We start from the raw sequence: 24,209 nt of genomic DNA, 5'->3' as shown, positions 1-24,209 counted from the left end.
CGGCCTGGTCCCCGCCGCGCCGGCCCGCGGCCGCGTGGCGGGGGCTCCACCGCCGGCGGGCCGGTGAGCGGCCGCCGGCGGGCGGATGCGAGCGCGGCTGTCAGCGGGTCGAGCGGAAGGGCACGGCGATCGAGGTCAGGGCGCGGTTGACCGCCGCGGTGTACCGGTAGAACGCCGCGGTGCGGTTGGCCGGGTTCTCGATCCAGGAGCGGGCGAGGCTTCCCTTCTTGAAGAACTGCCGGCGCTGGCCCGTGGAGATCTCGAGCTGGACGCCCTCGCCCCTGCGGTTTTTGTTGGCGATGTTGCGCGGACTGTCCCCGTCGATCTCCCCGGGCGTCGAGTCGGCGACCGTGAACCCGGCGGCGCGAAGCTTCGCGGTGACCCGCTTGATCAGCGTGGCGTCACGGCCTCCCACGTATGTGGTCGCCTCGTCGCCGGACGCGCCGTGCCAGGAGACGGTGTAGCGGACGCGGGCGACCAGGTTGACCCCCTTCGGCTCGTCGAAGTGGGTGGAGGTCAGGTGCAGGCCGGAGTTGCCGGAGACCTTGATGCCCTCGAAGGAGTAGAAGGCATGGTTTCCGGTCCTCGCCGCGTGGTCCGCGAGCTGCGTGGTCGGGGCCTCGATGGCGCCGCCGTGGATGGCGATGTGCGCCACCTGCGCCCCTCGGGGAAATCGCTGGACCAGGCGGTAGTCCTTACCCTGGACCTCATGCGCCGCGAGCTCGGCGTAGTTGTCGTATTTGTCGGCCGCCTGCGCCGGTGCCACACCGGCGAACAGACCGGCGACGACTCCGAGGACGAGCATGGCTTTCTTCACCGGTCACCCCTTGGGACGATCTTGGGAAAACACCGGCCAAAGCTTACTCTTCTCCCCACGGCCCGACCTTCCGTCCCGGCCGGCGGATCGTGATCAGCCCTCCGCGATCCGGCGCAGCAGGGGCGTCAGCCGGTAGGGGACGAGGTCGCGCATCACCAGCGAGGTGTTGGTCCGCTCGACACCCGGGCTGGCCAGGATCTTTCCGGCGATGCCGTACAGGTGATCCGCGTCGGTGGCGACCACGTGGACCAGCAGGTCCGTGGGGCCCGTGAGACCGTGCACCTCGAGCACCTCGGGAATGGCGACGAGCGCCTCGCTGACCTCGGCGAGCCTGCTCTGGGTCACCTGGACGACGATGAAGGCCTTCAGGGGGTAGCCGAGCGCCTCGGGATCGACGCGCCGCTCGAACGGTGCCAGCGCGCCTTGGCGGTCCAGCTTCGCCAGTCTGGCCTGCACGGTGTTGCGGGACAGGCCGATCTGCTCGGCCAGGGCGATGGTGGTGGCCCTCGGGTGCTCGTTCAGGGCGAGGATCAATCGGGCGTCGATGGCGTCGATGGTCTGGTCGCTTCGCATAATGCTTGCCTTCCGCCACGGCAACACACTGCAAATTGTGCATTCTGCTCAATCCTATCGGCCGAGCTTGTGCATATGCGCTGAGTCTGATGGCATTTCTGCATCTGCTGCACGCCCGGGGCTGGAAGCCTGCGGTTGACGATACGAGGCGAAAGATGACCGGCTCACCCTCCCCAACCCTTCCCGACACCGATCGGCTCGCGGTCCTGCGCGAGGTCGAGCGCCGTGTCCTGTGGCTGTCGACCATGATCGTGCATCATGCGAACCGGGTGCGCCCGAACCCGTCGGGGCTGAAGGTGGGCGGGCACCAGGCGTCGTCCGCGTCAATGGTGTCGATCATGACGGCGCTGTGGTTCCAGCACCTGCGCCAGGAGGATCGGGTGTCGGTGAAGCCGCACGCCTCCCCCGTGCTGCACGCGATCAACTACCTGCTCGGCGAGCTGGACCCCGCGCGCCTGACGACGCTGCGCGAGTTCGGCGGGCTCCAGAGCTACCCGAGCCGGGCCAAGGATCCGGACCCGGTGGACTACTCCACGGGCTCGGTGGGCATCGGCGCGACCGCCCCGATCTGGGCCGCGATCGCCCGCCGCTACGTCGAGGGCGGAGCCTCCGGCGGCCGTCAGTACTCGCTGCTCGGCGACGCCGAGCTGGACGAGGGTGCGGTGTGGGAGGCGATCATGGACCCCGCCGTCGCCGAGCTGGGCGAGATCGTGTGGATCGTCGACCTGAACCGGCAGTCGCTGGACCGGGTGGTGCCCGACATCGCGGCCGGCCGGCTTGAGGGGATGTTCGCAGCGGCCGGGTGGCAGGTGATCACCGCGAAGTACGGGCGGCTGCTGACGGAGCTGTTCGCCCGTCCCGGCGGCGCCGAGCTGCGTGCCCGCATCGACGCCATGCCCAACCCGGAGTACCAGCGGCTCCTGCGCTGCACGGCCGCCCAGCTGCGCGAGCGCCTGCCCGGGTCGGGCGAAGGGGCCGCGGCGATCGCCGGCCTCCTCGCCGGCCTCGACGACGCCACGCTGGTCGAGGCCGTCGGGAACCTGGGCGGGCACGATCTGGGAACGCTGAACGAGGCGTTCGAGGCCATCGACGACTCGCGCCCGACGGTTGTCTTCGCCTACACGATCAAGGGGAACGGCCTGCCGACCAGGGGTCACCCGCAGAACCACTCGTCCCTGCTGACCCCGCAGCAGATGCGGGAGCTCGCCGGCCTGCTGGGCACCGACCTCGACGACCCCTGGGCCGCCTTTCCCGGGCACAGCCCGGCGGCCGAGCTGTGCGACCGTACGGCACGGCGGCTGCGGCGCGACGCCTGGCCGGTGCGGAACCCGCCGGAGCTGCCTGCCGACATCGGCCGGACCCCCTCGGGAGTCGCCACCACCCAGGCGGCGCTGGGCAGGGTGCTGCTCGACCTCACGCGCGAGGCACCTGACGCCGCCCGCCGGGTCGTGACGGTCAGCCCGGACGTCAGTTCCAGCACCAACCTCGGCGGCTGGGTGAACAAGGTCGGCGTGTGGTCGGCGCGCGAGCGGGTCAACTGGTTCGCCGACGACGCCGAGACGATCCTGCACTGGCATGAGAAACCGACCGGCCAGCACATCGAGCTCGGCATAGCGGAGACCAACCTGGTCGGCCTGCTCGGCGAGCTCGGCGCGACGTGGAGCCGCTGGGGGCAGCCGCTGCTGCCGATCGGGGTGGTGTACGACCCCTTCGTCGGACGCGCCCTCGAACCCTGGTCGTTCGGGATCTACGCGGGCGGCCAGTCGATCCTGGTCGGCACGCCCTCGGGAGTGACGCTCGCGCCCGAGGGCGGGGCCCACCAGTCGATCGTCACCCCGTCGATCGGCATCGAGCAGCCGGGCTGCGTCTTCTACGAGCCCGCGTTCGCGATCGACGTCGAGTGGACGCTCCTCGCCAGCCTCGCCCAGCTCGGCAAGCCCTCCGGCAGCTCGGCCTACCTGCGCCTGTCCACTCGCCCTGTCGATCAGACGCTGGCGGCCGTACCCGCCGATCCCGCCGCGCGGGAACGCCGCCGTCGCCAGGTCGTCGCCGGCGCCTACCGGCTGCGCCGCACCGACAAGCCGGTCGCCACCATCGCCGCCATGGGCGCGATGCTGCCCGAGGCCCTCGCCGCGGCCGACCGGCTCGGCCAGGTCGGCGTCGCCACCGACGTCGTGTGCGTGACCAGCCCGGACCTGCTCTTCCGGGCCCTGCAGGCACGCCAGGGACGCGCCGAAGGCGCCACCTGGATCCTCGACCAGGCATTCCCCTCGTCGCGCGCGACTCCCCTGGTCACCGTGCTCGACGGGCACCCGCACACGCTCGCGTTCCTGGCGACCGTCCATCAGACGCCCAGCACCGCGCTCGGTGTCACCCGGTTCGGCCAGTCGGGTTCCATCGAGGACGTCTACCGCCACCACGGGATCGACACCGACAGCATCGTGCGTGCCGTACTCGACCTGACCGAGTAGAACCGGGAAGAAGACGGCTCGTAGAACCGGGGAGAGGCCGACTCGTAGGGCCGGGAGAGGACGGCTCGCCCACCGCACGCCGGGGGCGGGCATCCGGCCCGGTGCCACCCGTGCCGAGCCGATCCATCGCCCGTGATCGCCTGGGACAATCCCTCCCATGACACAGGATTCAACGCACGGCCTGCAGAGCAAGGGCGAGGAGCTCGTCGCCGCCGCGCACGCCGGAGACCGGGAGACGGCACGCCGCCTCACCAGCGCGTTCGTCTTCGGCGGGCATATCGACGAGGGCATCCCGTACTGGGAGCGGGCGGCAGCGGCCGGAGACGCCTTCTCCGCCTTCACCCTCGCCCGCTACCGCAAGATCCGCGGAGACCGGACCGCCGCCGAACGGCTCTACCGCGGCGCCGCGGAGACCGACGCCGGCTGCGCGTACGGACTCGGCGTCCTGCTCAAGGAGAACGCCGACCCCGAGGCCGCCCGCTGGTTCCGGCGCGGCTGGGAGCTGGGCGGTCTCGACTGCAAGATCGAGCTCGGCAAGCTCCTCGCCTATGAGGGAAGGCTCGACGAGGCGCCGAAGTTCCTGATGAGCGATGTCGACCTCGGTGACATCGCCGTCTTCCGCTGGGTGGAGCTCTTCGAGGGGATACGCGACGACTTCGACCTGGTCGCCGCCGACCTCGCGGCTGCCGAGGAGGAGGGCGACCCGGAGGCCGCGGCCGACGCGCTGTATCCGCTGTCCGAGATGGAAAACCACTTCCGCGACTATCCGGGCCTGCTCGACGAGGCCGAGGGCTACTACCGCAGAGCCGCCGCCCTCGGCAGCGCGACCGCGCTCGTCAACCACGCGATCCGCGTCGAGGAGGTACGGACCCGGGACCGCTGGCCCGAGGCCCGCGAGCTTCTTCTGCGCGCCCACGAGCGGGGCTACGCCGGCGCCGCCTACGTGCTCGGTGTTCTCCACGAGCAGCGCGGCGACCTGGCCGAGGCCGAGCGCTGGTACACGGACGCGGCCACCGCCGGCCACATGTCCGCCCAGTGGAACCTCGGCAACCTGTGCAGGCGGCAACGCCGGCTCGACGAGGCCGAGCTGTGGTTCCGCAAGGCCGAGGAGAACGGCGACGACGTGGCGGACCAGCTCGCCTCCGTCACCCGGCTGCGCGAGGAGGGCGACGTCCCGCCCGACAGGGACCTGCGCCGCCTGCCTGAGCTGCGCGAGCGCGCCGAGGCCGGGGACGTGCGGGCCGGATACGCCTACGGGCGGATGCTGCACGACTGGGGCGGTGCCTCCGCCCGCCACATGACCGCCTGGTTCAGGCCCGCGGCCGAGGCGGGCGACGCGGAAGCCGCCTTCGAGCTCGGTGAGCTCCACAAGGAGCTGCGGGAGCCCGAAGCGCGCGACTTCTGGCACCGCCGCGCCGCCGAGCTCGGCCACCACGAGGCCTGTTACGTCATGGGGCTGCTCTCCGACCATCACAAGGACTGGCAGGAGTCCGAGCGCTGGTACCTGCGCTCGGCCGAGAACGGCGGAGGCCTGGCCTCGATGTTCGCGGGCAAGCTGAAGGCCCAGCGCGGCGCGTACGCGGAGGCGGAGCCGCTGCTGCGGCAGGCCTGGGAGAAGGGGCGCGAGCGCCCGTACGGCGTCGAGGCCGCGGGCTACTACGGCATGGTGCTGCACCGCCTCGGCCGGTCCGCCGAGGCGGTGCCGCCGCTGCGGACCGCCGCCGAGCGCTGGCCCGAGGTCAGGCGGCGCTACGACCCGGACGACCTGGAGCTGCTCACCAGGATGGTGGATCCGGCGAAGGAACTCGCCGAGGCGGAGGCCGCCTCGGCCGCCGGAACGGCTTGAGGCCGGCGCGACGGGCATGTTGCCTCGCGCCGGTCAGGCAACCCGGCGCGAGGCACATAAATACACAAAGGCCGTACGGCACCCTGTATAGGGCGAATATTTACAAGCTCCCCATAAAACGCGCACCCGCTTGTTCCCGCCTTGGATTTCATCGCATTCGCCCATATCTTGCTTTATATTCGCAATAAAGCCGACTTAACGTTGTTTGACAGATTTTCTTGATGGCGAACGCGTTGGACATCCCGCGATTGACCCCGAAGGTGGGCGCATGACCAGTATGTACTCGCACGCAGGCGGCGACGAGGCGTTGCACCGGCTCGAAGAGATCTTCTACGCGAAGCTTCTCGGCGACCCCCTGCTCAAACAGCTGTTTCCCGAGCGCCGCGCCACCCACGTCGATCACCTGACCTGGTTCACCGCCGAATCCTTCGGCGGCCCCGACCGCTTCACTCGCGAGCTGGGCTTCGACCACCTCATCCGGGTGCACCGCCATCTCGACATCTCCGACGAGCAACGTGAGCGTTTCGTGGAGCTGTACATGGAGGCCTTCGACGAGGCGGGGCTGCCCGGCGACGAGCCGTTCCGAGAGGCGGTGCGCGAACATCTGGAGTTCGGCTCGCGGGTGGCCCAGCAGAACTCCCGCGCGGCCACCGACGACGAGCTCCACCCGCTGCGCGACGTCCCGCTGTGGACATGGAAGGATCCCGACCAGCCCGGCTCATAGCACGGCCGTATCTCAACGACATAGACGCGCATCCCGCGCGCCGGCGCCGGAAAGCGTGGTTGTGCACCGGTGAGAATGATTTCCTTGCCGGCCAGCCAGCGGGATTCCGCGCTTTCGGCCGCGACGGTACGGCGCGCCGTACAGGTGGAGGAGGAATTGGTGTTGAGTGACCTGCTCGCCGACCTGGCCACCGACCGACGGCGATTACCCTGTCGAAGCCGGGGCCTCACCCCCGTACGGTAAAGGTCGGCCGGGTGTCTTCCCCGGCCTCGTAGGTCAGGTGGGTGGCCGGGCGCACCTTCGCAATCAGCGGAGCGCTCGGCCCTGCTGGCCCTCGCCCATCTGCGCGACCGGTATCGCGATGTACATTTCATAAAGTACGCACCTGACGACAACCGCGGAGCTGGCGCCAGTGAGGCCTCCGGAGAGCGAGTTCGTCGATCGGATGGGACTGGTCATGGAGCGTCTGGGCGGGACGCGCGCGATGGGCCGCCCATACGTGTGGCTCATGATCTGTGACCCGCCCGACCGGTCCCTCACCGACCTGGCACTGGAGCTCGGCGTGAGCAGAAGGAGAGGCGATGGCCGACATCGTCGAGCGGTACGACATCCCGAAGCAACACTTCTGGCTGCACGGGCCCCGATCGGGCCCGCCCGTCGAGTTCGACGCCCAAGCCGGGATGTGGAACGTCTACGGCTATCCGGAGATGCAGGAGGTCCTCGGCGACCCCGCGACCTTCTCCTCCGACACGATGCGCGTAATCCCCGAAGGCATGATGCCGGCCGAGGACTTCTCGCTGGAGGGCTTCATCACCCAGATCGACCCGCCGGAGCACGGCAAGCTGCGCAAGCTGGTCAGCAGCGCGTTCACCCGCAAGGTCGTCGCGGATCTCGAACCGCGGATCGCCGCGATCACCCACGAACTGCTCGACGCGGCGCGGGAGCGCGAGCGGTTCGAGCTGGTGAGCGATCTGGCCTATCCGCTGCCGGTCATCGTCATCGCCGAACTGCTGGGAGTACCCAGCAGTGACCGCGCCCTGTTCAAGCAGTGGGCGGACGCGCTGTTCCAGCGTGACGCCAAGGTCTCGCTCAACCAGTCCGCCGAGGAACGGAACGCCGCCCTCGAAGCCACGATGAAGCCGTGGCGGGAAATGAGCGCCTATCTCGCCGGCCACGCCGCCGAACGCCGCCGGCAGCCGCGCGCCGACCTGCTCACCAGGCTGGTCGCGGCCGAAGTGGACGGCGAGCGCCTGCCCGACGAGCAGGTGGTCAACTTCGCGATCGTGCTCCTGCTGGCCGGGCACATCACCACAACGATGCTGCTCGGCAACACGGTGTTGTGCCTGGACGCCTTCCCCGCCCAGCAGGACAGGGTACGCGCCGACCGCGCCTCGATCCCGGCCGTCATCGAGGAGTCGCTCCGGCTCCTCACCCCGTTCGCCGCCCTCGGCCGCGCCACCATGCGCGAGGTCGAGCTCGGCGGCGTGACGATACCAGCCGATCAGATGGTCATGTGCTGGCTCGCGGCGGCCAACCGGGATCCCCGGCAGTTCCCCGGCGCCGAGGTGTTCGATCCCGATCGCGACCCGAGCCCGCATCTCGCATTCGGCCGCGGCATCCACTTCTGCCTGGGCGCCCCCTTGGCCCGGTTGGAGGGGCGGGTCGCGCTGAACATCCTGCTCGACCGGTTCGATCCCCTGCGCACCGATCCGGACGACCCCGTGCAGTTCATCCCCGCACCGACCCTGACCGGGGTGCGCCGCCTTCCACTCCTGTAGAAGCGCGGGTCGCGGATCCTCAGCCCGATTCATCCCCCGGTCCCAACGGGACGAGCCGATGTTGGCCGACCGGACAGATCCGCGCCCGCCGCGCTTCGCCATGCTGGAGCGATGCGCCGATCAGGAAATGAAGATCCCGCCGCAGCCGCGATGGTCGCCGACATCGATCGGCTCGTGCGCTGCGAGTCCCCGTCCGAGGACCTGGCCGCAGTCGCCCGCAGCGCGGAGGCGGTCGCCGAAGTCGGCGCCCGGCTCCTGGGCGCGGAGGCGGAGCGGGTGGTGGTGGACGGCCGCACCCACGTGCGCTGGCGGTTCGGCGGCGAGCCCCGAGTGCTGCTGCTCGGGCACCACGACACGGTGTGGCCGGTCGGCTCGCTGCGGACGCATCCCTTCGAGGTCCGCGACGGGCTGCTGCGCGGGCCCGGGTGCTTCGACATGAAGGCCGGGCTGGTGATGGCCTTCCACGCGCTGGCGGCGCTGGACGACCTGGACGGCCTGACCCTGCTCGTCACCGGCGACGAGGAAACCGGGTCCCTTTCCTCGCGCGAGCTCATCGAGGACGAGGCCCGGGGGTGCGCCGCCGCGCTGGTCCTGGAGGCCGCCGGGCCCGGCGGAGCCCTGAAGACCGCACGCAAGGGCGTCTCGCGCTACGAGGTGCTGGTGCGGGGACGGGCCGCGCACGCGGGACTGGAGCCGGAGCGCGGCGTCAACGCCTCGGTGGAACTGGCCCGCCAGGTCGTGGCCGTGGCCGGGCTGGGCGACCCCGCGCTGGGCACGACCGTCACGCCGACCCGCCTGGAGGCGGGCACCACGGTGAACACCGTGCCCGGGTCGGCGCGTTTCGAGGTCGACGCCCGGATTTGGGAGGCCGCCGAGCAGATCCGCGTCCACACCGCGATGCTGGGCCTGCGGCCCGCGCTGGAAGGCGCCGAGCTGGAGATCAGGGGCGGCCCGAACCGGCCGCCGCTTCCGGCCGCGGCGTCGGCGGACCTGTTCGAGCGGGCCCGCCGGCTCGCGGCGGCGCTCGGGCTCGGCCCGCTCGCCTCGCTCGCCGTCGGCGGCGCCTCCGACGGGAACTTCACCGCGGGAGTGGGCACGCCGACCCTCGACGGGCTGGGCGCGGTCGGCGGCGGGGCGCACGCCGACGACGAGCACGTGGTCGTGGCGGAACTGCCGGGGCGGACGCGACTGCTCACGGCCCTGGTCGCCGAGCTGCTCTCGGCGCGGGGTTGTCCGCCCGGACGAACCGGGGCCCGTCCTCCCGTGCTCGCCGACCAGCTACAGGGCCTGACCGGCTGGAACCATGACCGGCGTGACTGATCTCATCCGCGACCGTCACGGGTCCCGGCCCGTCGACTTGGCGTACGCCGCAGCCGAGGCGGCCGCGCGCAGCGCGGGCATCGACATCCGCCCTCTGGACAGCGTCGCCGAGCTTGAGGCCGTCCGCCGCCTGTACGAGCACATCTGGCGTACCGGTGAGAACAACCCGCCGGTGACGGCCGACCTGCTGCGGGCGATGGCGAAGGCGGGCAGCTACGTCAGCGGCGCCTTCGATGGCGACGAGCTGGTGGGCGCCTGCTTCGGTTTCTTCTCCCCGCCCGCGCGCGAGGCCCTGCACAGTCACATCGCCGGGGTGCTGGCGCGCGTGCAGGGACGCAACGTCGGCTTCGCGCTGAAGCTGCACCAGCGCGCCTGGGCCATGGCGCGTGGCGTCGGAGAGGTCTGCTGGACCTACGACCCGCTGATCCGGCGCAACGCCTACTTCAACATCACCAAGCTGGCCGCCGACCCGGACGAGTACCTCCCGAACTTCTACGGCCCGATGGACGACGACATCAACCGCAGCGACGACACCGACCGGGTGCTGGTGCGGTGGCGGCTGGAGTCGCCCGCCGCCGTGGCGGCCTGCGCGGGCGTGCCCAGGCCGGCCGACGCGGCCTCCGCCCGCGCGGCGGGGGCGGCCGTGGCGCTGGACGTCTCGCCCAGGGGCGGACCGGTCGCCGGCCGCACCGGCACGCGCACCGTGCTGGTCGGCGTCCCCGGGGACGTCGAGGCCATGCGCGAGTACGACCCGGGGCTGGCCGCGCAGTGGCGTACGGCGCTGCGGGACGTGCTTGGTGAGCTGCTCGCCGAGGGCGCGCGGGTGCGCGGTTTCGACCGCGCGGGCTGGTACATCGTGGACAGGCGGGAGTCGCTGTGAAACTCATCGGGGTAGAGATCCGCACCATCCGGGTGCCACTCGTGTCGCCCTTCCGTACGTCGTTCGGGACGGAGACCGTACGGGAGGCGCTGGTGCTGCGCGCCGTCACCGGCGAGGCCGAGGGGTGGGGCGAGTGCGGCGCGGGGATCGCGCCGCTGTACTCCTCGGAGTACACGCACGCCTCGGCCGACGTGCTGAGCCGCTACCTGATCCCGGCGCTGGCCGGGGTGGCCGACCTGGACGCGCACCGGGTCGCCCCGGTGCTGGCCGGGTTCAAGGGCCACCGGATGGCCAAGGCCGCGCTGGAGACGGCGGTGCTGGACGCCGAGCTGCGCGCGGCCGGGGTCTCGTTCGGCCGGGCCCTCGGCGCAGTCCGCGAGAGCGTGCCGTGCGGGGTGTCCGTGGGGATCACCGGGTCGATCCCCGAACTGCTCGACACCGTGGCCGGCTACCTGGAGGCGGGCTACCTGCGGATCAAGCTGAAGATCGAGCCCGGCTGGGACGTCGAGCCGGTCCGCGCGGTGCGTGAGCGCTTCGGCGACATCCTGCTGCAGGTGGACGCCAACACCGCCTACGGGCGCGGCGACGCGCGGCACCTGGCCGGGCTCGACCCGTTCGGGCTGCTCCTGCTGGAGCAGCCGCTGGCGGAGGACGACCTGCTCGGGCACGCGGAGCTCGCCGGGCGGATCAGCACGCCGATCTGCCTTGACGAGTCGATCGTCTCGGCTCGCGCCGCCGCAGACGCCATCGCGATGGGTGCCTGCCAGGTGGTCAACATCAAGCCGGGCCGGGTGGGCGGATACCTGGAGGCCAGGCGGATCCACGACGTCTGCGCGGCGCACGGCGTGCCGGTGTGGTGCGGCGGCATGCTGGAGACGGGGCTGGGCCGTGCCGCCAACGTGGCGCTCGCCGCGCTGCCCGGGTTCACCCTGCCCGGCGACACCTCGGCGTCCGAGCGCTACTACCGGACCGACCTCACGCCGCCGTTCGTCCTGGAGGACGGGCACCTCGCGGTGCCGACCGGCCCGGGGCTGGGCGTCGCCCCGATCCCCGAGATCCTGGACGAGGTGACGGTCGCAACGGAGTGGGTACCCCTCCCCTGAGACCTGTCCGGCCCGACGAACCGGGTAGCATCCTTTCGTCATGCAGAACGAATGCCGACCTACACGCGCTGCGCTAGCTTCGGGCGCGTGCTTGTCCCCGTGACCAGCCTCCCGCGGGCCAGCCTCGCCCGTGTCCTGGAGGAACTCGGCTCTACCCTGCTCGACGTCGTCTGCGGCGACGTCGAGCAGGCCGGCGACGTCGGCGGCGTCGTCATCTACGACTCGCTCGACGAGCCCGAGCTGCCGAGCCGCGCGCTGGTGTTCGGCGTCGGCCTGCACGACCCGGCCGACCTCGCCCGGGTGGTGACCCAGCTCGGCCGGCACGACGCCGTCGGCCTCGTGGTCCGTGCGCCGGTCGTGCCCGACGACGATCTGGTCGCGGCGGCGCGCGAGGCGGGGGTGACGGTCCTGTCCTTTGCGCGCGGCGCGTCATGGACACACCTGGCGGGGATGATCCGGTCGCTGACCGCCGAGGGCGGCGGGCTGGACGACGCGGACGCGTACACGGTCGGCCGGATCAGGTCCGGCGACCTGTTCGCGGTCGCCAATGCCATCGCCGCGCTGCTCGACGCGCCCGTCACCATCGAGGACCGCAACTCGCGGCTGCTGGCCTTCTCCAGCCGGCAGGAGGAGGCCGACCGCTCGCGTGTCCAGACGATCCTGGGCCGCCAGGTCCCGGAGCACTACACGCGCATCCTGGAGGAGCGCGGGGTGTTCCAGGCGATCTACCGCAGCGACCGGCCGGTCTACGTGACACCCCTCCCCGAGCCGGTCGACCCGTCGCTGCCGCCGGAGCTGCCCCGGGCGGCGATCGCGGTGCGGGCCGGGGACGAGATCCTCGGCACGATCTGGGTGGTCGTCCCCGAACCTTTGGACGAGGAGCGCAGCGAGGCGCTGTACGAGGCGTCCAAACTGGTCGCGATGCACATGGTGTGGCAGCGCGCCGACGCCGACATGGAGCGGCGGCTGCGGTCCGAGCTGCTGAGCACCGCCCTGGAGAGCGGGCCGGAGTCGTTGGAGGCGGTCCGCAGACTCGGACTGAAGGACGAGCCCGCGGTCGTCCTCGCGCTGACCGTCGTCGGCTCGGCGGCCGAGCACCCGCTGCCCGCCCAGCTGGCCACCGAGCGCAAGCGGCTGGCCGACGCCTTCGCCATGCACCTGTCCGCGGCGCACCCGCGGGCCGCCGCGGCGCTCATCGGCGACGTCGCCTTCGGCGTGCTGCCCCTGCCGCAGAACCGGGAGCAGAGCCGCGAGGACGCCGAGGAGCGCGCGGGGTGGATCGCCACCGAGTTCCTGGCCCGCGTCGGCTCGCGGCTGCGCCCGCTGATCGGGGTCGGGCCGCTCGCCGCTGACAGCTCGGCGCTCGCCCGGTCGCGGTCGGGGGCCGAGCGCGCCCTACGCGTGCTGCGCTCGGGGGTCGGCGGGCAGCAGGTGGCCCGCCTGGACGACGTGCACGTCGAGGCACTGCTGATCGAGCTCGCCGACCTCGTCCCGCGCGGCGACATCCCCAGCGGGGCCGTCGCACGCATCGTCGCCTACGACAGGGAGCACCAGACCAGCCTGGTCGAGACCCTCCGGGCCTGGCTCGACGCCTTCGGCGACGTCGCGGTGGCCTCGGCCGCGATGTACGTGCACCCCAACACCTTCCGCTACCGGCTGCGCCGCGCCGCCGAGGTCGGCCGGCTCGACCTCGGCGACCCGGGCGCGCGGCTGTCGGCCATGTTGCAGCTGCGCCTGATGTCGATCAGGTCGGCCCCGGACGGCTGACGCCCGGCAGGCCGAGCGTGCCGATCAGGAACGCCAGCCATTCGGCGTCCTGCGCGACGACGACGTCGTGGGCGGTCGCCGCGCCGTGGCCGGCGTCCTCGAAGACGTGCAGCAGGATCGGCGCCTCCCCCCGCTGCGCGGCCTGCAGGCGCGCGGCGAACTTGCGCGCGTGCCAGGGCCGGCACCGTGGGTCGGTCGCCCCGGCCTGCAGATAGACCGCCGGGAAGACGCCGGGCTCGACCAGCTGGTACGGCGAGAGCTCGAGAAGCCGCCGCACCTCGGCGGGGTCGTCCGGGTCCGCCCACGCCTTGCGGATGACGAAGTCGAGGTAGGGGTCGCGGGTGCCGCCGATGAGATCGAGCAGCGGGGCTCTCGGCAGGACCGCACGCCACAGCTCGGGCCGCCGGGTGACGGCGATCCCGCACATGAGGCCGCCGTCGGAGCCGCCGGTCAGCGCGAGCCGGTCGGGGGTGGTCAGGCCGGTGGCGAGGAGGTGCTCAGCGACCGCGACGAGGTCGGCGTCGCGGACGTGCTTGCGCTCCCGGTGCGCGGCCAGGTGCCAGTCGTGGCCGAACTCGCCGCCGCCGCGCAGGTACGCCTGGACCAGCACGCCTCCGGCGGCGACGAAGGCGGCCAGGTCGGGCTGGTACTGCGGCAGGAGCGGCACGTTGGCCGCGCCGTACGCGGAGATCAGCACCGGCGCCGGCTCACCGCCGGCGCCGCGCACCACGTGGTACGGCACGGCGACTCCGTCCGGCGCGAAGGCCTCGCCCTCCTCCAGCACGGCGTCGAGGACGACCGCGGGGGGCATCAGCGTCTCCGGTTCCGTCTCGCCGGGCCGGTGCCGGTAGACGCCCCAGGAGCTGGTGAGGGTGGAGAAGGCGAAGACGAAGTCGGCCGCGGGCGTGCCGGTGGCCAGGGCGGTCAGCGGGAAGAAGGGCGCGGCGAGCGCGCCCCGGCCGGGGAGGGGGACCTCGCCGGTGACGGCTCCCGAGCGGTCGAGGATGCGCACCCTGGCGAAGGTCCGGTCGAACTCGCTGAGGTAGAGGTGCTCGCCGACCGGGGTGAGGGAGCGCAGCACCGTGTCCCCCTCCGGGACGAGCTCGGTCCACCCGGCCGGGTCGCCGGGGTCGGCCGCGTCGAGCGGGATGGCGACCACCCTGCCGCGCGGGGCGCCGACGTCGGTCACCGCGATGTAGCAGTCGCCCACGACGTGCCCGGCGATCGTCCCCGTGCACCCGGTGACGAAGGGCCGCCAGGCCGTACCGGGGTCGGACAGGTCGCGCACCGCGACCGGGATGGGGCTGCCCACCCGGTGGGCGGCGACGGCCCAGCGGCTGCCGGTCGACATCTGGACGAGCGTGTACTCACGGGAGCCCTCGCCGACCGGGATCGGCTCCGGTTCGGTCCCGCCGCCGAGCCGGTGAAGGAAGACCGCCTGCCGGAACTCCTCCGGCGTGCCGGTGAGCGCGAAGAAGTAGAAGCCCGTGCTGTCCGGCAGCCACGAGACGCCGCCCGCCCACGCGCTGTGCAAGATCTGTTCGGGCGCGCCGTCGAGCTGCCGCCCGGAGGCGACGTCGACGAGCCGGATGGTGTTGTGCTCGCTGCCGTCGGTGCACAGGCCGAGCGCCAGGACGCGGCCGTCGGGCGCGGGCGCCAGCCAGGACACGACCGGCGGGTGCTCGCCCTCTTCGGATCCGGCCAGGGCGACGACCTTCCGCCCGTCTCCGAAGGGCTCGTCGGCGACGACCACCGTGGGCGCCGAGCCTCCGGGCGGGGCCACGACGCGGAACCAGCGGCCGGAGGCGTACTTCGGCAGGGCCGGGCGGGAGCCGGTGTCGCAGGCGCGGATCAGGTCGCGGACGGCCTCCGGATCCTGACCGGCATAGACGGCGGCGGTGGCGAGCTCGGCCTGCCGCCGCTGCCACTGCCGCACCTCCTGGGTCTCCTTCTCCAGCCAGCGGTAGGGGTCGGGCACGCGCACGCCGGCGACGTCCTCGAAGACCTCGACGGTGCGGGCGGGCGGGTAGGCAGCGGTCACGGTCACTCCGACTCTTCTGGGGGCTGGGCTCCGGTCTCGAACTCCGCGCGGAGCCGCTCGAACGCGCCGGGGACCCGGGTCACCCGGCGGACGTGGATGAGCGCGTCGTAGGCGGCCGGGAAGTCGTCGACGGGGTCGAGGCCGCCGGCGGCCAGCGTGCCGTCCACCCCGTCGAACAGCCCGGCCGGCGCGTGGCGCAGGTCGACGGCGGCGACGGGCGGGCCGAGGCGCTCCAGCCGCGACTCGATGGCGTTCGGCGGCAGGATGCGCCTGTGGAGGGAGACGTCGCAGTCGAACGGGCGCGGCGAACGCTGCTTGAAGCGCACCTCGGGGCCGGAGCCGTACGTCATCCCGATGACGACGGCCCCCTCGCCGAGCAGGCCGCCGAGCATCAGCCTGCCGTGTAGCGGCGTGCGCCGGACATGCGCGTTGTGCGCGCTCACGACGATCCGCTCCTCGCGCTCCAGGATCCAGCGCACGGTGTCGGCCATGAACACGTCGCGCGGGTACGGCCCGGCCTGCGGCACGTCCAGCTCGGCCAGGAAGGCCCCGATCGAGGCCCCGCACCGGCGCACGACCCCGTCGTCGTGCGCCGCCGTACGCTCCACCAGGTCGCGGAGGCCGCCGAGCAGCCGGGCCCGCTCGGCGGAGGGCATGGCCTGGTAGCGGATCGCCGCCTCGGTCCGGCCGCCCAGGTCGCTGAGGCGACGGAGCTCCTCGTCGCCGGGGAGCTCCGGCAGCCGGTCGAGGCAAGCGCGCACGGCCGGTCCGGGCGAGGTGGATGAGCCGGGCAGGTCCATGCCGTAGAAGCTGACCTTCGCCGGGTTCGCGGCGTTCCGCTCGCGCATCCAGGTCAGCTGCCGCCGCATCGGCTCGCACTCGCCGAACCGGTAGGTGATGCCGTCGCGGGCGACCGTCTCGACCTCGCCGGGCCCGCCGTGGATCCACGCGTCGACGGCCAGCCCCTCGGCGAAGCCCGACTCCATCACGAAGGCGGTGAACCCGTGCTCCTCGACGAGCAGGCGGAACAGCTCGTCCTTGAGCTCGTAGAACTCCGTGATGTTGTGCGCGCCCTCGCCGAGGGCCACCACCCTGGCGTCACCGGCCAGGTCTCGCGCTAGCCGTGGAAGTACCATAGTTCCGGCGTGTACAGGAAGCTGATCAGGGCGTTGAACGACGGCTGCGGGCCCGACAGGGTGTTCTTCCACACCACCAGCGTGTGCGGGGTCGGGAGGAAGAGCACCGGCAGGTCCTGGGCGAGGCTGGTCACCTCGGCCGACAGCGACTTCTCGTCCGCCCCGAAGGTCGAGGCGCCGATCAGCTTGTCCACCTCGGCGTTCTTGTAGCTGCCCAGATTGAAGCTGCCCTCGGTGTTGAACACCGTGTTGCTGCTCGGGTAGCCGGCCGCCAGGTAGAGGGGGCCGTTGTCCTGCATCGCCCACTCGTTCTTGGTGGCGGGGGCGAAGGTGTTGCCGTAGTTGGCGTACATGTAGTTGAGCGACTTGGTCACGATCTTGACGTCGATGCCGAGTTTCTTGGCCGCTGAGGAGAAGGCGACGTCACGCGCGCCGACGAAGGCCGGGGAGCTGGCGGAGGCCAGGGTGAAGCTGATCGTCTGCCCCTGCGGGATGTCCGCGCCGCACTGGCCGGGCCCGGTGCCGGGACGCTCGCAGGTGGTGGAGCCGTTCGGCGCCACCTTCCAGCCGTTGTCGGTGAGCAGCTTCTCGGCGGCGGCCGGGTCGTAGGGGTAGGGCGGCTGCTCGCCGAAGGCGGGCGGGTAGGGAGACCCGGTGCCCGCGGTGCTGTAGTTCGGGGAGCCGGCGCCGTTGTAGATGCCGCGGCTGGCGATGTAGCCCCGCTGGTCGATCAGCCGCTGCAGGGCCTGGCGGACGTACGGCTGCGCGATCACCTTGTCGAAGTTGTTGACGGTGTTCGCGAAGTTGATGACGAGCGAGTCGAACCGGGCCGGGGCGGGCGCGCCGTACACGTTGTAGCCCTTGGCCTTCAGCTCGCCGATCTGGGTGGCGAAGCTGGAGTCCAGCGTGCCGACGGTCAGGTTGCCCGCCTTGAACTGGTTGAGCACGGCGGCGGCGGAGGTGAAGGCCTTGAAGTCGATCTGGTCGAGCCGCGACTCCCCCGGTCCGCTGTAGGACTCGTTGCGCGCCAGGGAGAACGAGCCGGTCGTCGGGTCGAAGCTCTTGAGCCGGTAGGGGCCGTTGACGACCTGCCAGAGCGGGTTGCCGGCGAAGGTGGTCTGCGACTCCGACTCCTTGGTGAGGTATTTGTAGATCGCCTTGGCGTTCTTCGGCTGTTTGTAGTCGAGGTGCGGGCCGCCGGTGGCGGCGATGTTCCACTCGGTGGAGGGCAGCACGTACAGCAGCGTCAGCATGGACAGCAGGTACGACGGGTTGTACGCGGTCTTCAGCTTGAGCGTGAGCGTGTCGGGCGCGGCGGCCTCTGCGCTCACGCCGTCGGGGAACTGGCCGGGGGTGTAGAAGCTCCAGTTGGCCGGGCTCTCCGCGAGCGCGGCTTTGAGCAGGGCCAGGGAGAAGACGACGTCATCGGCCGTGACCGGCTTGCCGTTGGACCACTTGTAGTCCTTCATCTTGATGGTCACGGTCTTGCGGTCGGGGCTGTAGACGGGCGGCTCGGCCAGGCTCAGCTCGGCGTCGGCGACCTGGTCGCCCTCGCCGCTGGGCCGGTAGAGGGAGCGCCACAGCTGGCCGCGGGCGATGACGGTGCCGTTGGCGGCTGCCGGCGGGTAGGGGTAGATGTAGTTGGGGCTGAGTCCGGGGGTCAGCGCGACCGTGGCGGTCCCGCCCTCCTTGGGGGTGCCGGTCTGCGTGGGCTTGGCGGTGTAGCTGCCGGCGATGTCCTTCGTCGTGCCCCCGCCGCCGCTGCACGCTGTGGCCAGCACGGCGACGGCGGCGACGAGTGCCCCGGAGAGGTGGCCTCGGTGCTTCATTGATGGCTCCCTGAAGAAGTGTGCGGGGTGCGTTGACGATGCACCAGCGGCTTCGGCCCGTGTTCGGCGGTGCGGACAATTCCGCGCGCCCGCTTCCGTCCTGGTGAACAGGTCGTCAGTCGGCCCGCCGCCCGAGCGCGTCGCGGAGCGCGTCGGCGAGCAGGTTGAGCGCGAGCACGGTGAGGATGATGCAGCCGCCGACCGGATAGATCAGCCACCAGTAGTCGGCGGAGATGTAGGTGACGCCGCTGGCCAGCTGACTGCCCCAGTCGGCGGTGGGGTAGGTCAGGCCGAAGCCCAGGAAGCCCAGGGCGGCGACGACCAGGACGGCGTCGGCGACCTGGAAGGTGATGTTGACGATGATGACGCCGAGCGCGTTCGGGATCAGGTGGGTGAGGATGATCCGCCGACGGGAGGCACCCATCAGCTTGGCGGCCAGCACGAACTCCCTCACCCGCAGGGTCAGCACCTCGCCGCGCACCAGCCGGGCGGAGACGAGCCAGGAGAACCCGCCGATGACGAGGCTCAGCGACAGCGCGTCGGCGTGGAAGCGGGCCGACAGGATCAGCACGAAGAACAGGAACGGGATCGACAACATGACGTCGACCAGCCGCATCATGAACCCGTCGACCACGCCCCCGGCCAGCCCGGCCACAGCCCCGTAAACGGTGCCGATCGTGGTGGCGAAAAGCGCGGCCAGCAGCCCGATCTGCAGCGACACCTGGCCGCCCGACATCAGCCGGCCGAGCACGTCGAAGCCGTTGGTGTCGGTCCCGAGCGGGTAGCCGGGGCCGGGCGGCAGGGCCGCGTTGACCAGGTCCACGTCGGTCTGGTTGGTCTGGTAGAACAGCGGCCCGAGGAAACAGAAACCGGCGATGAGCAGCAGGAGCAGCCCGCCGGCCAGGCCGAGCGGATGCCGGCGCAGCCCGCGCAGGACCGACCCGATCGAGACCGGGTTCCTCTCCGCCGCCGTCTCGGCCTCGGGGGATGGCGCGGCGGTCACGTCTGGTGCGGTCATTTGCTCAGCTCGATTCGGCGGTCGGCGGCCGCCACCACGACGTCGGCGATGAAGTTGCCGGCCACGGTCAGCACGCCGCCGATGAGGGTGTAGGCCAGGAGCACCGGGTAGTCCTCGCGCTGCAGGCTGTTGAGGAACAGCAGGCCCAGGCCGGGATAGTTGAAGAGCGACTCGACGATCAGGTTGCCCGCCAGCAGCGTGGGGACGAGCGTGCCGACCAGCATGACCAGCGGCAGGCAGGCGTTGCGCAGCAGGTGGCGGGTGAGGATCAGCCGCTCCGGCAGGCCCTTGGCGCGCGCGACCCGGATGTAGTCCTGGCCGAGCTGGTCGAGGGCGGCGGAACGCTGGTACTGCGCGAAGATCGCGACGTTGGTGACGGCGAGCGTGATGACCGGCAGCGCCATCGCCCGCGGATCGGTGAAGAGCACCCACGGCGAGTGCGACTGCGACGCCTCCGCCGGGAAGATCGGAATCGTCTGGCTGAAGACGGCGATCAGCAGCAGCCCGAGCAGGAACGACGGCGTCGCGTAGAGCACGTACGACGCCGCAGTGACGACCCGGTCGACGACGCTGTTGCGCCGGACCGCCTGCAGAATGCCGAGCGGGACCGCGATCAGCAGCGCCAGCACCAGCCCGGCCAGCGACACCATCGCGCTGCGGCCGGCGTTCCGCGCCAGCAGCGTGCCCACGTTCTCGTTCAGCTTGTACGACCGGCCCAGGTCGCCCTGGAGCAGCTGGCTGAGGTAGCTGACGTACTGCACGACGACCGGGCGGTCGAAGCCGTGCTCCCGGTTGAAGTCCGCCACGGCCTCCGGCGAGGCGCGCTGCCCGAGGACGACGCGTCCCGGGCTGTCCGACACCAGGTGCAGCATGAGGAAGACGACCGCGGAGATCCCGAGCAGGACGAGGAGCGAGACCGCCAGGCGGCGGAGCACGTACCAGGTCATGAGCGCGGCTCCTCTCGGCGCAGTGGGTGGTGGCAGGCGACGTGGTGGGTGCCGGTGACCAGCGTCAAAGGGGGCTCCTTCTGGGCGCACGACTCGGTCGCCAGGGCGCACCGGGTGCGGAACCGGCAGCCGCTCGGCGGATCTATGGGGCTTGGCAGCTCGCCGCGCACCCTTGCGGCCGCCAGGGCGCGCGGCGCCTCGGGGTCGGCGTCCGGGATCGCCGCCAGCAGTCCCGCGGTGTAGGGGTGCGCGGCTGAGCCGTACACCTCCTCAGTGGTACCGGTCTCGACCAGCTTGCCCAGGTACATGACGCCGACGCGGTCGGCGAGGTACCGCACCACCGCGAGGTCGTGCGAAATCACCACGCTGCTGAGCCCGCGTTCGAGCTGGATGCGGCGCATCAGGTTAAGGACCTGCGAGCGGACGGAGACGTCCAGGGCGCTGACCGGCTCGTCGGCGACCAGCACCTTCGGATCCAGGGCGAGCGCGCGGGCCAGGCCCACCCGCTGCCGCTGCCCGCCGGACAGCTCGTAGGGGTAGCGCTCCAGCACGCTCCCCGGCAGGCCCACGTCCCGCAGCAGTTCGCGGGCGCGGGCGGTGCGCTGGGCGCGGGTGCCGACCCCCTGGATGGCCAGGGGTTCGCGCAGGATCGTGCCGATGCGCATACGGGGGTCGAGGGAGGCGTTGGAGTCCTGGAACATCATCTGCAGCTGAGTACGGCGGGACCCCAGCGCGCGGGCGCTCATCCGGGTGACCGGCTCGCCGTCGAAGATCACCTCGCCGGAGGTGGGCCGGTCGAGAGCGACGAGCATGCGGCCCAGGGAGGACTTGCCGCAGCCCGACTCGCCGACGAGCCCGAAGGTCTCCCCCGCCGCCACCTCGAAGCTCACGCCCGAGACCGCCTTGACGGTGCGGCGGCCGCCGAACAGGCCCGTGCTGCCCGCCGGGTACTCGCGCCGGAGGTCGACCACGCGCAGGCGCGGCTCCGTGACGGCCGGTGCCGGGACGACCAGCCGCGCGCGGCCCCTGGCGGCCGGGCCGTCGGCGGGGTGCCAACAGGCGTAGACGTGGCCGTCGGCCTCGACCGCGGGCGGCGGGGGCTCCTCGCGGCACCGGTCGGTCGCGGCGGCGCAGCGCGGCGCGAACGGGCAGCCCGCCTGGACCACGGTCAGGTCCGGCGGCGCCCCGGGAATGCTGAAGAGCTCCTCGCGGCGGTCCTGCGTGAGCGACGGGATCGAGGAGAGCAGCGCCTGGGTGTAGCGGTGCCGGGTCCGGCCGAACAACACGGGCGTCGGCCCGGTCTCGGCCACGCGCCCGGCGTACATCACCCCGACGCGGTCGGCGTGCCGGGCGATCACCCCCATGTCGTGGGTGACCAGGATCATCGACATGCCCAGCCGGGACCTGAGGTCGCCGAGGAGGTCGAGGATCTCCGCCTGGATGGTGACGTCGAGCGCGGTGGTCGGCTCGTCGGCGATGACGAGCCGGGGCTCGCAGACCAGCGCCATCGCGATCATCACGCGCTGCCGCATGCCGCCGGAGAGCTGATGCGGGAAGTCGTCCAGCCGCTCGGCCGGCCGCGGCAGCCCCACGAGGGCCAGCATCTCCTCGGCGCGGGCGCGCGCCTCCCGTTTCGAGGCGCCGCGGTGCAGCCGCACCGGCTCGGCGACCTGCTCGCCGATGCGCTTGGTCGGGTTCAGCGCGGTCATCGAGTCCTGGAAGACCATCGCCACGTCGTTGCCCCTGATCGCGCGGTACTGCGCGGCGGGCAGCCCGACGAGTTCCCTGCCGTCCAAGTCGATCGAGCCGGCGGTGACCCGGCCGCCGGCCGGCAGCATGCCCATGATCGCCAGACCGGTCATCGACTTGCCGGACCCGGTCTCGCCGACGATCCCCAGCGTCTCACCCCGGTCGAGCGCCAGGCTGACGCCGGAGACGGGGCGGACGACCCGATCGCCCCGCCGGATCTCGACCGACAGGTCACGGATCGTCAGAACACGGCAACGATCCGTATTCTTGGAACCATCGGCCGTGCTCAAGGCAGTGCTCTCCCAATCCATTCGACGATAGTGGGGCGCGATCCCCCTGGTGGTGTTCGTCACTTCGATCGAACCTTCACGTTCGCGTTCGTCCACCGGGACGAACTGATCGCCGGGAGCCGTCGCGGCGAGCGGGAACCGTGAACGGCTAGGCGTTCAGGACGGCACGCGCCGGTCGGCCCGGCCGGTGTGCAGGTAGAGGGCTCGCCCTTGCCCGTCGTCTCCGAGGAAGGCGAGCGGCGCGCGGACGCCCCGCTCGGATTCGACCGGGAGCACCGAGTCGCCGCGCCACGCGACCAGCTCGGTGCGGTACGGCGCCTCGTCCAGGTCGGCGGTGACGCCGAGGGGGACGCGGTCCAGCCACAGCCGCCCTTCGGCGTCCTGGCTCACCGTGGTCCGCGAGGTGCTCGACAGGTAGGTGCCGGCGTAGCGGGCAGCGTCCAGCGGGGGCGCGGCCGGGTCCGGCCGGGGCGCCTCGTCCGGCTCGACCCCGGCGAGTTCGCCCAGCACGCGCCCGGCGAGCTCGCGGAAGACCGGCTTCGGGGAGCCGCCGTTGGTGAGGATCACCAGCGCCACGTCGCGCTCCGGGACCACGCGCAGGAACGCCGACTGGCCGATGGTGTTGCCGTCGTGGCCGAAGATCGCCCGGTCGGGGCGGTGGAAGAGCTCCCAGCCGAGGCCCCAGCCGGTGCCCTGATCGAGGTCGGGCTGAGTGACCTGCGGCTGCCGCATGGCCCGGACGCTCTCCTGGCTGAGTACGGCGCGGCCGTCCGGCCCCAGGCCGCCGGCCAGGTGCATGCGGGCGAAGGCCAGCAGGTCGCGGGCGCGCATCGCCAGCATCGAGCCGGCCGGCGCGTTCGATCGGGCCAGCGCCCAGACTCGGGTGGGTTCGAGCGGGCCGCCGGGCTCCTGCTCGATGTGCCCGACCGCGGTGCGGTGGAGGATCGCGTCGTACGGGTCGTTCGCGGCGTGCGTCATGCCCAGGGGCTCGAACAGGTGCGCCCGCATGCAGTCGTCGAACGGCCTGCCCCGGACGACCTCGACGATTCGCCCCAAAACGCAGAAGCCGGCGTTGTTGTAGGAGAACATCTCCCCGGGCTCGAACAGCTGCGGCACCTCGCGCAAGAGGTCGACGTACTTCTCAAGGCAGTCGTCGCCCTTGCCGGTGTCGGTGAAGATGTCGCCCTCGAAGCCCGAGACGTGGCACAGCAGCTGCCGCACAGTGATCCGCACGGCCGCGCGCTCGTCGGCGATCACGAAGCCGGGCAGGTAGGCCCGCACCGGCGCGTCGAGGTCGAGCCTGCCCTCATCGACCAGCTGCATGGCCAGCGTCGCGGTCAGCACCTTGGTGATCGAGCCGATCTGGAAGAGCGAGTCGGTCGTGGCCTCGACACCAGTGGCCGTGCTCAGCACCCCGGCCGCGACGTCGACCAGCTCGTCGCCGGCGCAGACCGCCACCACCGCCCCAGGCACCCGGTTCTCGGCCAGCAGGCCCGGCAGCCGGCCTCGCAGCCACGCGCTGATCTCATCGAACTTCGACACCGGCGTCCCTCCTGACTCCATGTCCGCTGGAGCATAGGCCAGGTCAAACGGACCGCGTTCGTCCGATTCCACCACGGGCGGCCCGCCGATTCGTCCCAGCGGACGATCAGCGGATCAAGATGCGGGCACGTGGCGGTCGCTGTGACCGCCGACGGTCGCGAAGGTCTCCGCGATCCGGCCGCCGTCGGCGCCGGAGGCGAGCAGGAGATGCAGCAGGATCCGCGCCTTGAGCGGGTCGAGGTATCCGGCGCCGATCAGGCCGCGGGACAGCAGGTCGCGCTCCGACCCGGCGAACCCGTAGGTGCCCTCGTGCACCGTACCGGCGCCGGTACGGGAGGCCAGCACGACCGGCATCCTCCGCGCGAGTTCCGCGAGCGC

The 24,209-nt window shown here is 71.9% G+C and carries 17 protein-coding genes and 1 pseudogene; 8 read left to right on the top strand and 10 right to left on the bottom strand.

What is annotated here, in order from left to right:
* Window positions 1–100 precede the first annotated feature (100 nt).
* Entirely contained in the window at window positions 101–817 is a 717-nt protein-coding gene (locus ACFY2X_RS45355) for a poly-gamma-glutamate hydrolase family protein (RefSeq protein WP_389951099.1), read from the bottom strand.
* 93 nt (window positions 818–910) lie between these two features.
* Window positions 911–1,390, bottom strand: coding sequence for an Lrp/AsnC family transcriptional regulator (locus ACFY2X_RS45350; RefSeq protein WP_389951096.1), 480 nt, complete (start codon window positions 1,388–1,390; stop codon window positions 911–913).
* A gap of 155 nt (window positions 1,391–1,545) precedes the next feature.
* Here ACFY2X_RS45350 and ACFY2X_RS45345 point away from each other — a divergent pair, with 155 nt between their 5' ends.
* The 8 genes from ACFY2X_RS45345 to ACFY2X_RS45310 all read left to right on the top strand — a co-directional run bounded on the left by ACFY2X_RS45345 (window position 1,546) and on the right by ACFY2X_RS45310 (window position 13,279).
* Window positions 1,546–3,861, top strand: a complete 2,316-nt coding sequence (locus ACFY2X_RS45345) for a pyruvate dehydrogenase (protein ID WP_389951093.1) — start codon at window positions 1,546–1,548, stop codon at window positions 3,859–3,861.
* Between the two features lie 157 nt (window positions 3,862–4,018).
* Window positions 4,019–5,707, top strand: a complete 1,689-nt coding sequence (locus ACFY2X_RS45340; protein WP_389951090.1) for a tetratricopeptide repeat protein — start codon at window positions 4,019–4,021, stop codon at window positions 5,705–5,707.
* 268 nt (window positions 5,708–5,975) lie between these two features.
* A complete protein-coding gene (locus ACFY2X_RS45335; protein WP_389951087.1) occupies window positions 5,976–6,431 on the top strand; it encodes a group II truncated hemoglobin in 456 nt (151 codons plus the stop codon).
* Between the two features lie 581 nt (window positions 6,432–7,012).
* On the top strand, window positions 7,013–8,209 hold the full coding sequence (locus ACFY2X_RS45330; protein WP_389951084.1) for a cytochrome P450: 1,197 nt from the start codon (window positions 7,013–7,015) through the stop codon (window positions 8,207–8,209).
* 111 nt (window positions 8,210–8,320) lie between these two features.
* Window positions 8,321–9,529 carry a M20 family metallopeptidase gene (locus ACFY2X_RS45325; protein WP_389951081.1) on the top strand — a complete coding sequence of 403 codons (1,209 nt, stop codon included), beginning with the start codon at window positions 8,321–8,323 and terminating at the stop codon, window positions 9,527–9,529.
* Window positions 9,522–10,409: a GNAT family N-acetyltransferase gene (locus tag ACFY2X_RS45320; RefSeq protein WP_389951078.1), complete on the top strand. Its 888-nt coding sequence runs from the start codon at window positions 9,522–9,524 to the stop codon at window positions 10,407–10,409. The genes ACFY2X_RS45325 and ACFY2X_RS45320 overlap by 8 nt, the downstream gene beginning before the upstream one ends.
* Window positions 10,406–11,512: an o-succinylbenzoate synthase gene (gene menC / locus ACFY2X_RS45315; RefSeq protein ID WP_389951075.1), complete on the top strand. Its 1,107-nt coding sequence runs from the start codon at window positions 10,406–10,408 to the stop codon at window positions 11,510–11,512. Before ACFY2X_RS45320 ends, menC begins: the two co-directional genes overlap by 4 nt.
* Window positions 11,513–11,599: 87 nt before the next feature.
* Window positions 11,600–13,279, top strand: a complete 1,680-nt coding sequence (locus tag ACFY2X_RS45310) for a PucR family transcriptional regulator (RefSeq protein ID WP_389951072.1) — start codon at window positions 11,600–11,602, stop codon at window positions 13,277–13,279.
* Here ACFY2X_RS45310 and ACFY2X_RS45305 read toward each other — a convergent pair.
* The 8 genes and pseudogenes from ACFY2X_RS45305 to ACFY2X_RS45270 form a co-directional block, all read right to left on the bottom strand.
* On the bottom strand, window positions 13,257–15,326 hold the full coding sequence (locus tag ACFY2X_RS45305; protein ID WP_389951069.1) for a prolyl oligopeptidase family serine peptidase: 2,070 nt from the start codon (window positions 15,324–15,326) through the stop codon (window positions 13,257–13,259). The genes ACFY2X_RS45310 and ACFY2X_RS45305 overlap by 23 nt on opposite strands.
* A complete protein-coding gene (locus ACFY2X_RS45300) occupies window positions 15,323–16,456 on the bottom strand; it encodes an erythromycin esterase family protein (protein ID WP_389951066.1) in 1,134 nt (377 codons plus the stop codon). Before ACFY2X_RS45300 ends, ACFY2X_RS45305 begins: the two co-directional genes overlap by 4 nt.
* Window positions 16,438–18,285, bottom strand: a complete 1,848-nt coding sequence (locus ACFY2X_RS45295) for an ABC transporter substrate-binding protein (protein WP_389951063.1) — start codon at window positions 18,283–18,285, stop codon at window positions 16,438–16,440. Before ACFY2X_RS45295 ends, ACFY2X_RS45300 begins: the two co-directional genes overlap by 19 nt.
* Window positions 18,286–18,400: 115 nt before the next feature.
* Window positions 18,401–19,303, bottom strand: a complete 903-nt coding sequence (locus tag ACFY2X_RS45290) for an ABC transporter permease (RefSeq protein ID WP_389951060.1) — start codon at window positions 19,301–19,303, stop codon at window positions 18,401–18,403.
* On the bottom strand, window positions 19,300–20,250 hold the full coding sequence (locus ACFY2X_RS45285) for an ABC transporter permease (protein WP_389951057.1): 951 nt from the start codon (window positions 20,248–20,250) through the stop codon (window positions 19,300–19,302). Before ACFY2X_RS45285 ends, ACFY2X_RS45290 begins: the two co-directional genes overlap by 4 nt.
* Window positions 20,247–22,289 carry a dipeptide ABC transporter ATP-binding protein gene (locus ACFY2X_RS45280; RefSeq protein WP_389951054.1) on the bottom strand — a complete coding sequence of 681 codons (2,043 nt, stop codon included), beginning with the start codon at window positions 22,287–22,289 and terminating at the stop codon, window positions 20,247–20,249. The genes ACFY2X_RS45285 and ACFY2X_RS45280 overlap by 4 nt, the downstream gene beginning before the upstream one ends.
* Window positions 22,290–22,445: 156 nt before the next feature.
* Window positions 22,446–23,831 carry a serine hydrolase domain-containing protein gene (locus ACFY2X_RS45275; RefSeq protein WP_389951051.1) on the bottom strand — a complete coding sequence of 462 codons (1,386 nt, stop codon included), beginning with the start codon at window positions 23,829–23,831 and terminating at the stop codon, window positions 22,446–22,448.
* A gap of 114 nt (window positions 23,832–23,945) precedes the next feature.
* A pseudogene (locus ACFY2X_RS45270) lies at window positions 23,946–24,209 on the bottom strand (asparaginase); the annotation flags it as partial.

Origin of the sequence: Streptosporangium sp. NPDC000396, from assembly GCF_042898655.1 — a bacterium.
Lineage (GTDB): Bacteria > Actinomycetota > Actinomycetes > Streptosporangiales > Streptosporangiaceae > Streptosporangium.
Note: the sequence above shows the minus strand (reverse complement) of the source record. Positions and strands in the feature narration are given on the sequence as shown.

Coding starts and splice junctions, on each gene's coding strand:
- ACFY2X_RS45350 (WP_389951096.1), bottom strand. CDS start 1,390: ATGCGAAGCGACCAGACCATCGACGCCATCGACGCCCGATTGATCCTC.
- ACFY2X_RS45345 (WP_389951093.1), top strand. CDS start 1,546: ATGACCGGCTCACCCTCCCCAACCCTTCCCGACACCGATCGGCTCGCG.
- ACFY2X_RS45340 (WP_389951090.1), top strand. CDS start 4,019: ATGACACAGGATTCAACGCACGGCCTGCAGAGCAAGGGCGAGGAGCTC.
- ACFY2X_RS45335 (WP_389951087.1), top strand. CDS start 5,976: ATGACCAGTATGTACTCGCACGCAGGCGGCGACGAGGCGTTGCACCGG.
- ACFY2X_RS45330 (WP_389951084.1), top strand. CDS start 7,013: ATGGCCGACATCGTCGAGCGGTACGACATCCCGAAGCAACACTTCTGG.
- ACFY2X_RS45325 (WP_389951081.1), top strand. CDS start 8,321: ATGCGCCGATCAGGAAATGAAGATCCCGCCGCAGCCGCGATGGTCGCC.
- ACFY2X_RS45300 (WP_389951066.1), bottom strand. CDS start 16,456: ATGGTACTTCCACGGCTAGCGCGAGACCTGGCCGGTGACGCCAGGGTG.
- ACFY2X_RS45295 (WP_389951063.1), bottom strand. CDS start 18,285: ATGAAGCACCGAGGCCACCTCTCCGGGGCACTCGTCGCCGCCGTCGCC.
- ACFY2X_RS45290 (WP_389951060.1), bottom strand. CDS start 19,303: ATGACCGCACCAGACGTGACCGCCGCGCCATCCCCCGAGGCCGAGACG.
- ACFY2X_RS45285 (WP_389951057.1), bottom strand. CDS start 20,250: ATGACCTGGTACGTGCTCCGCCGCCTGGCGGTCTCGCTCCTCGTCCTG.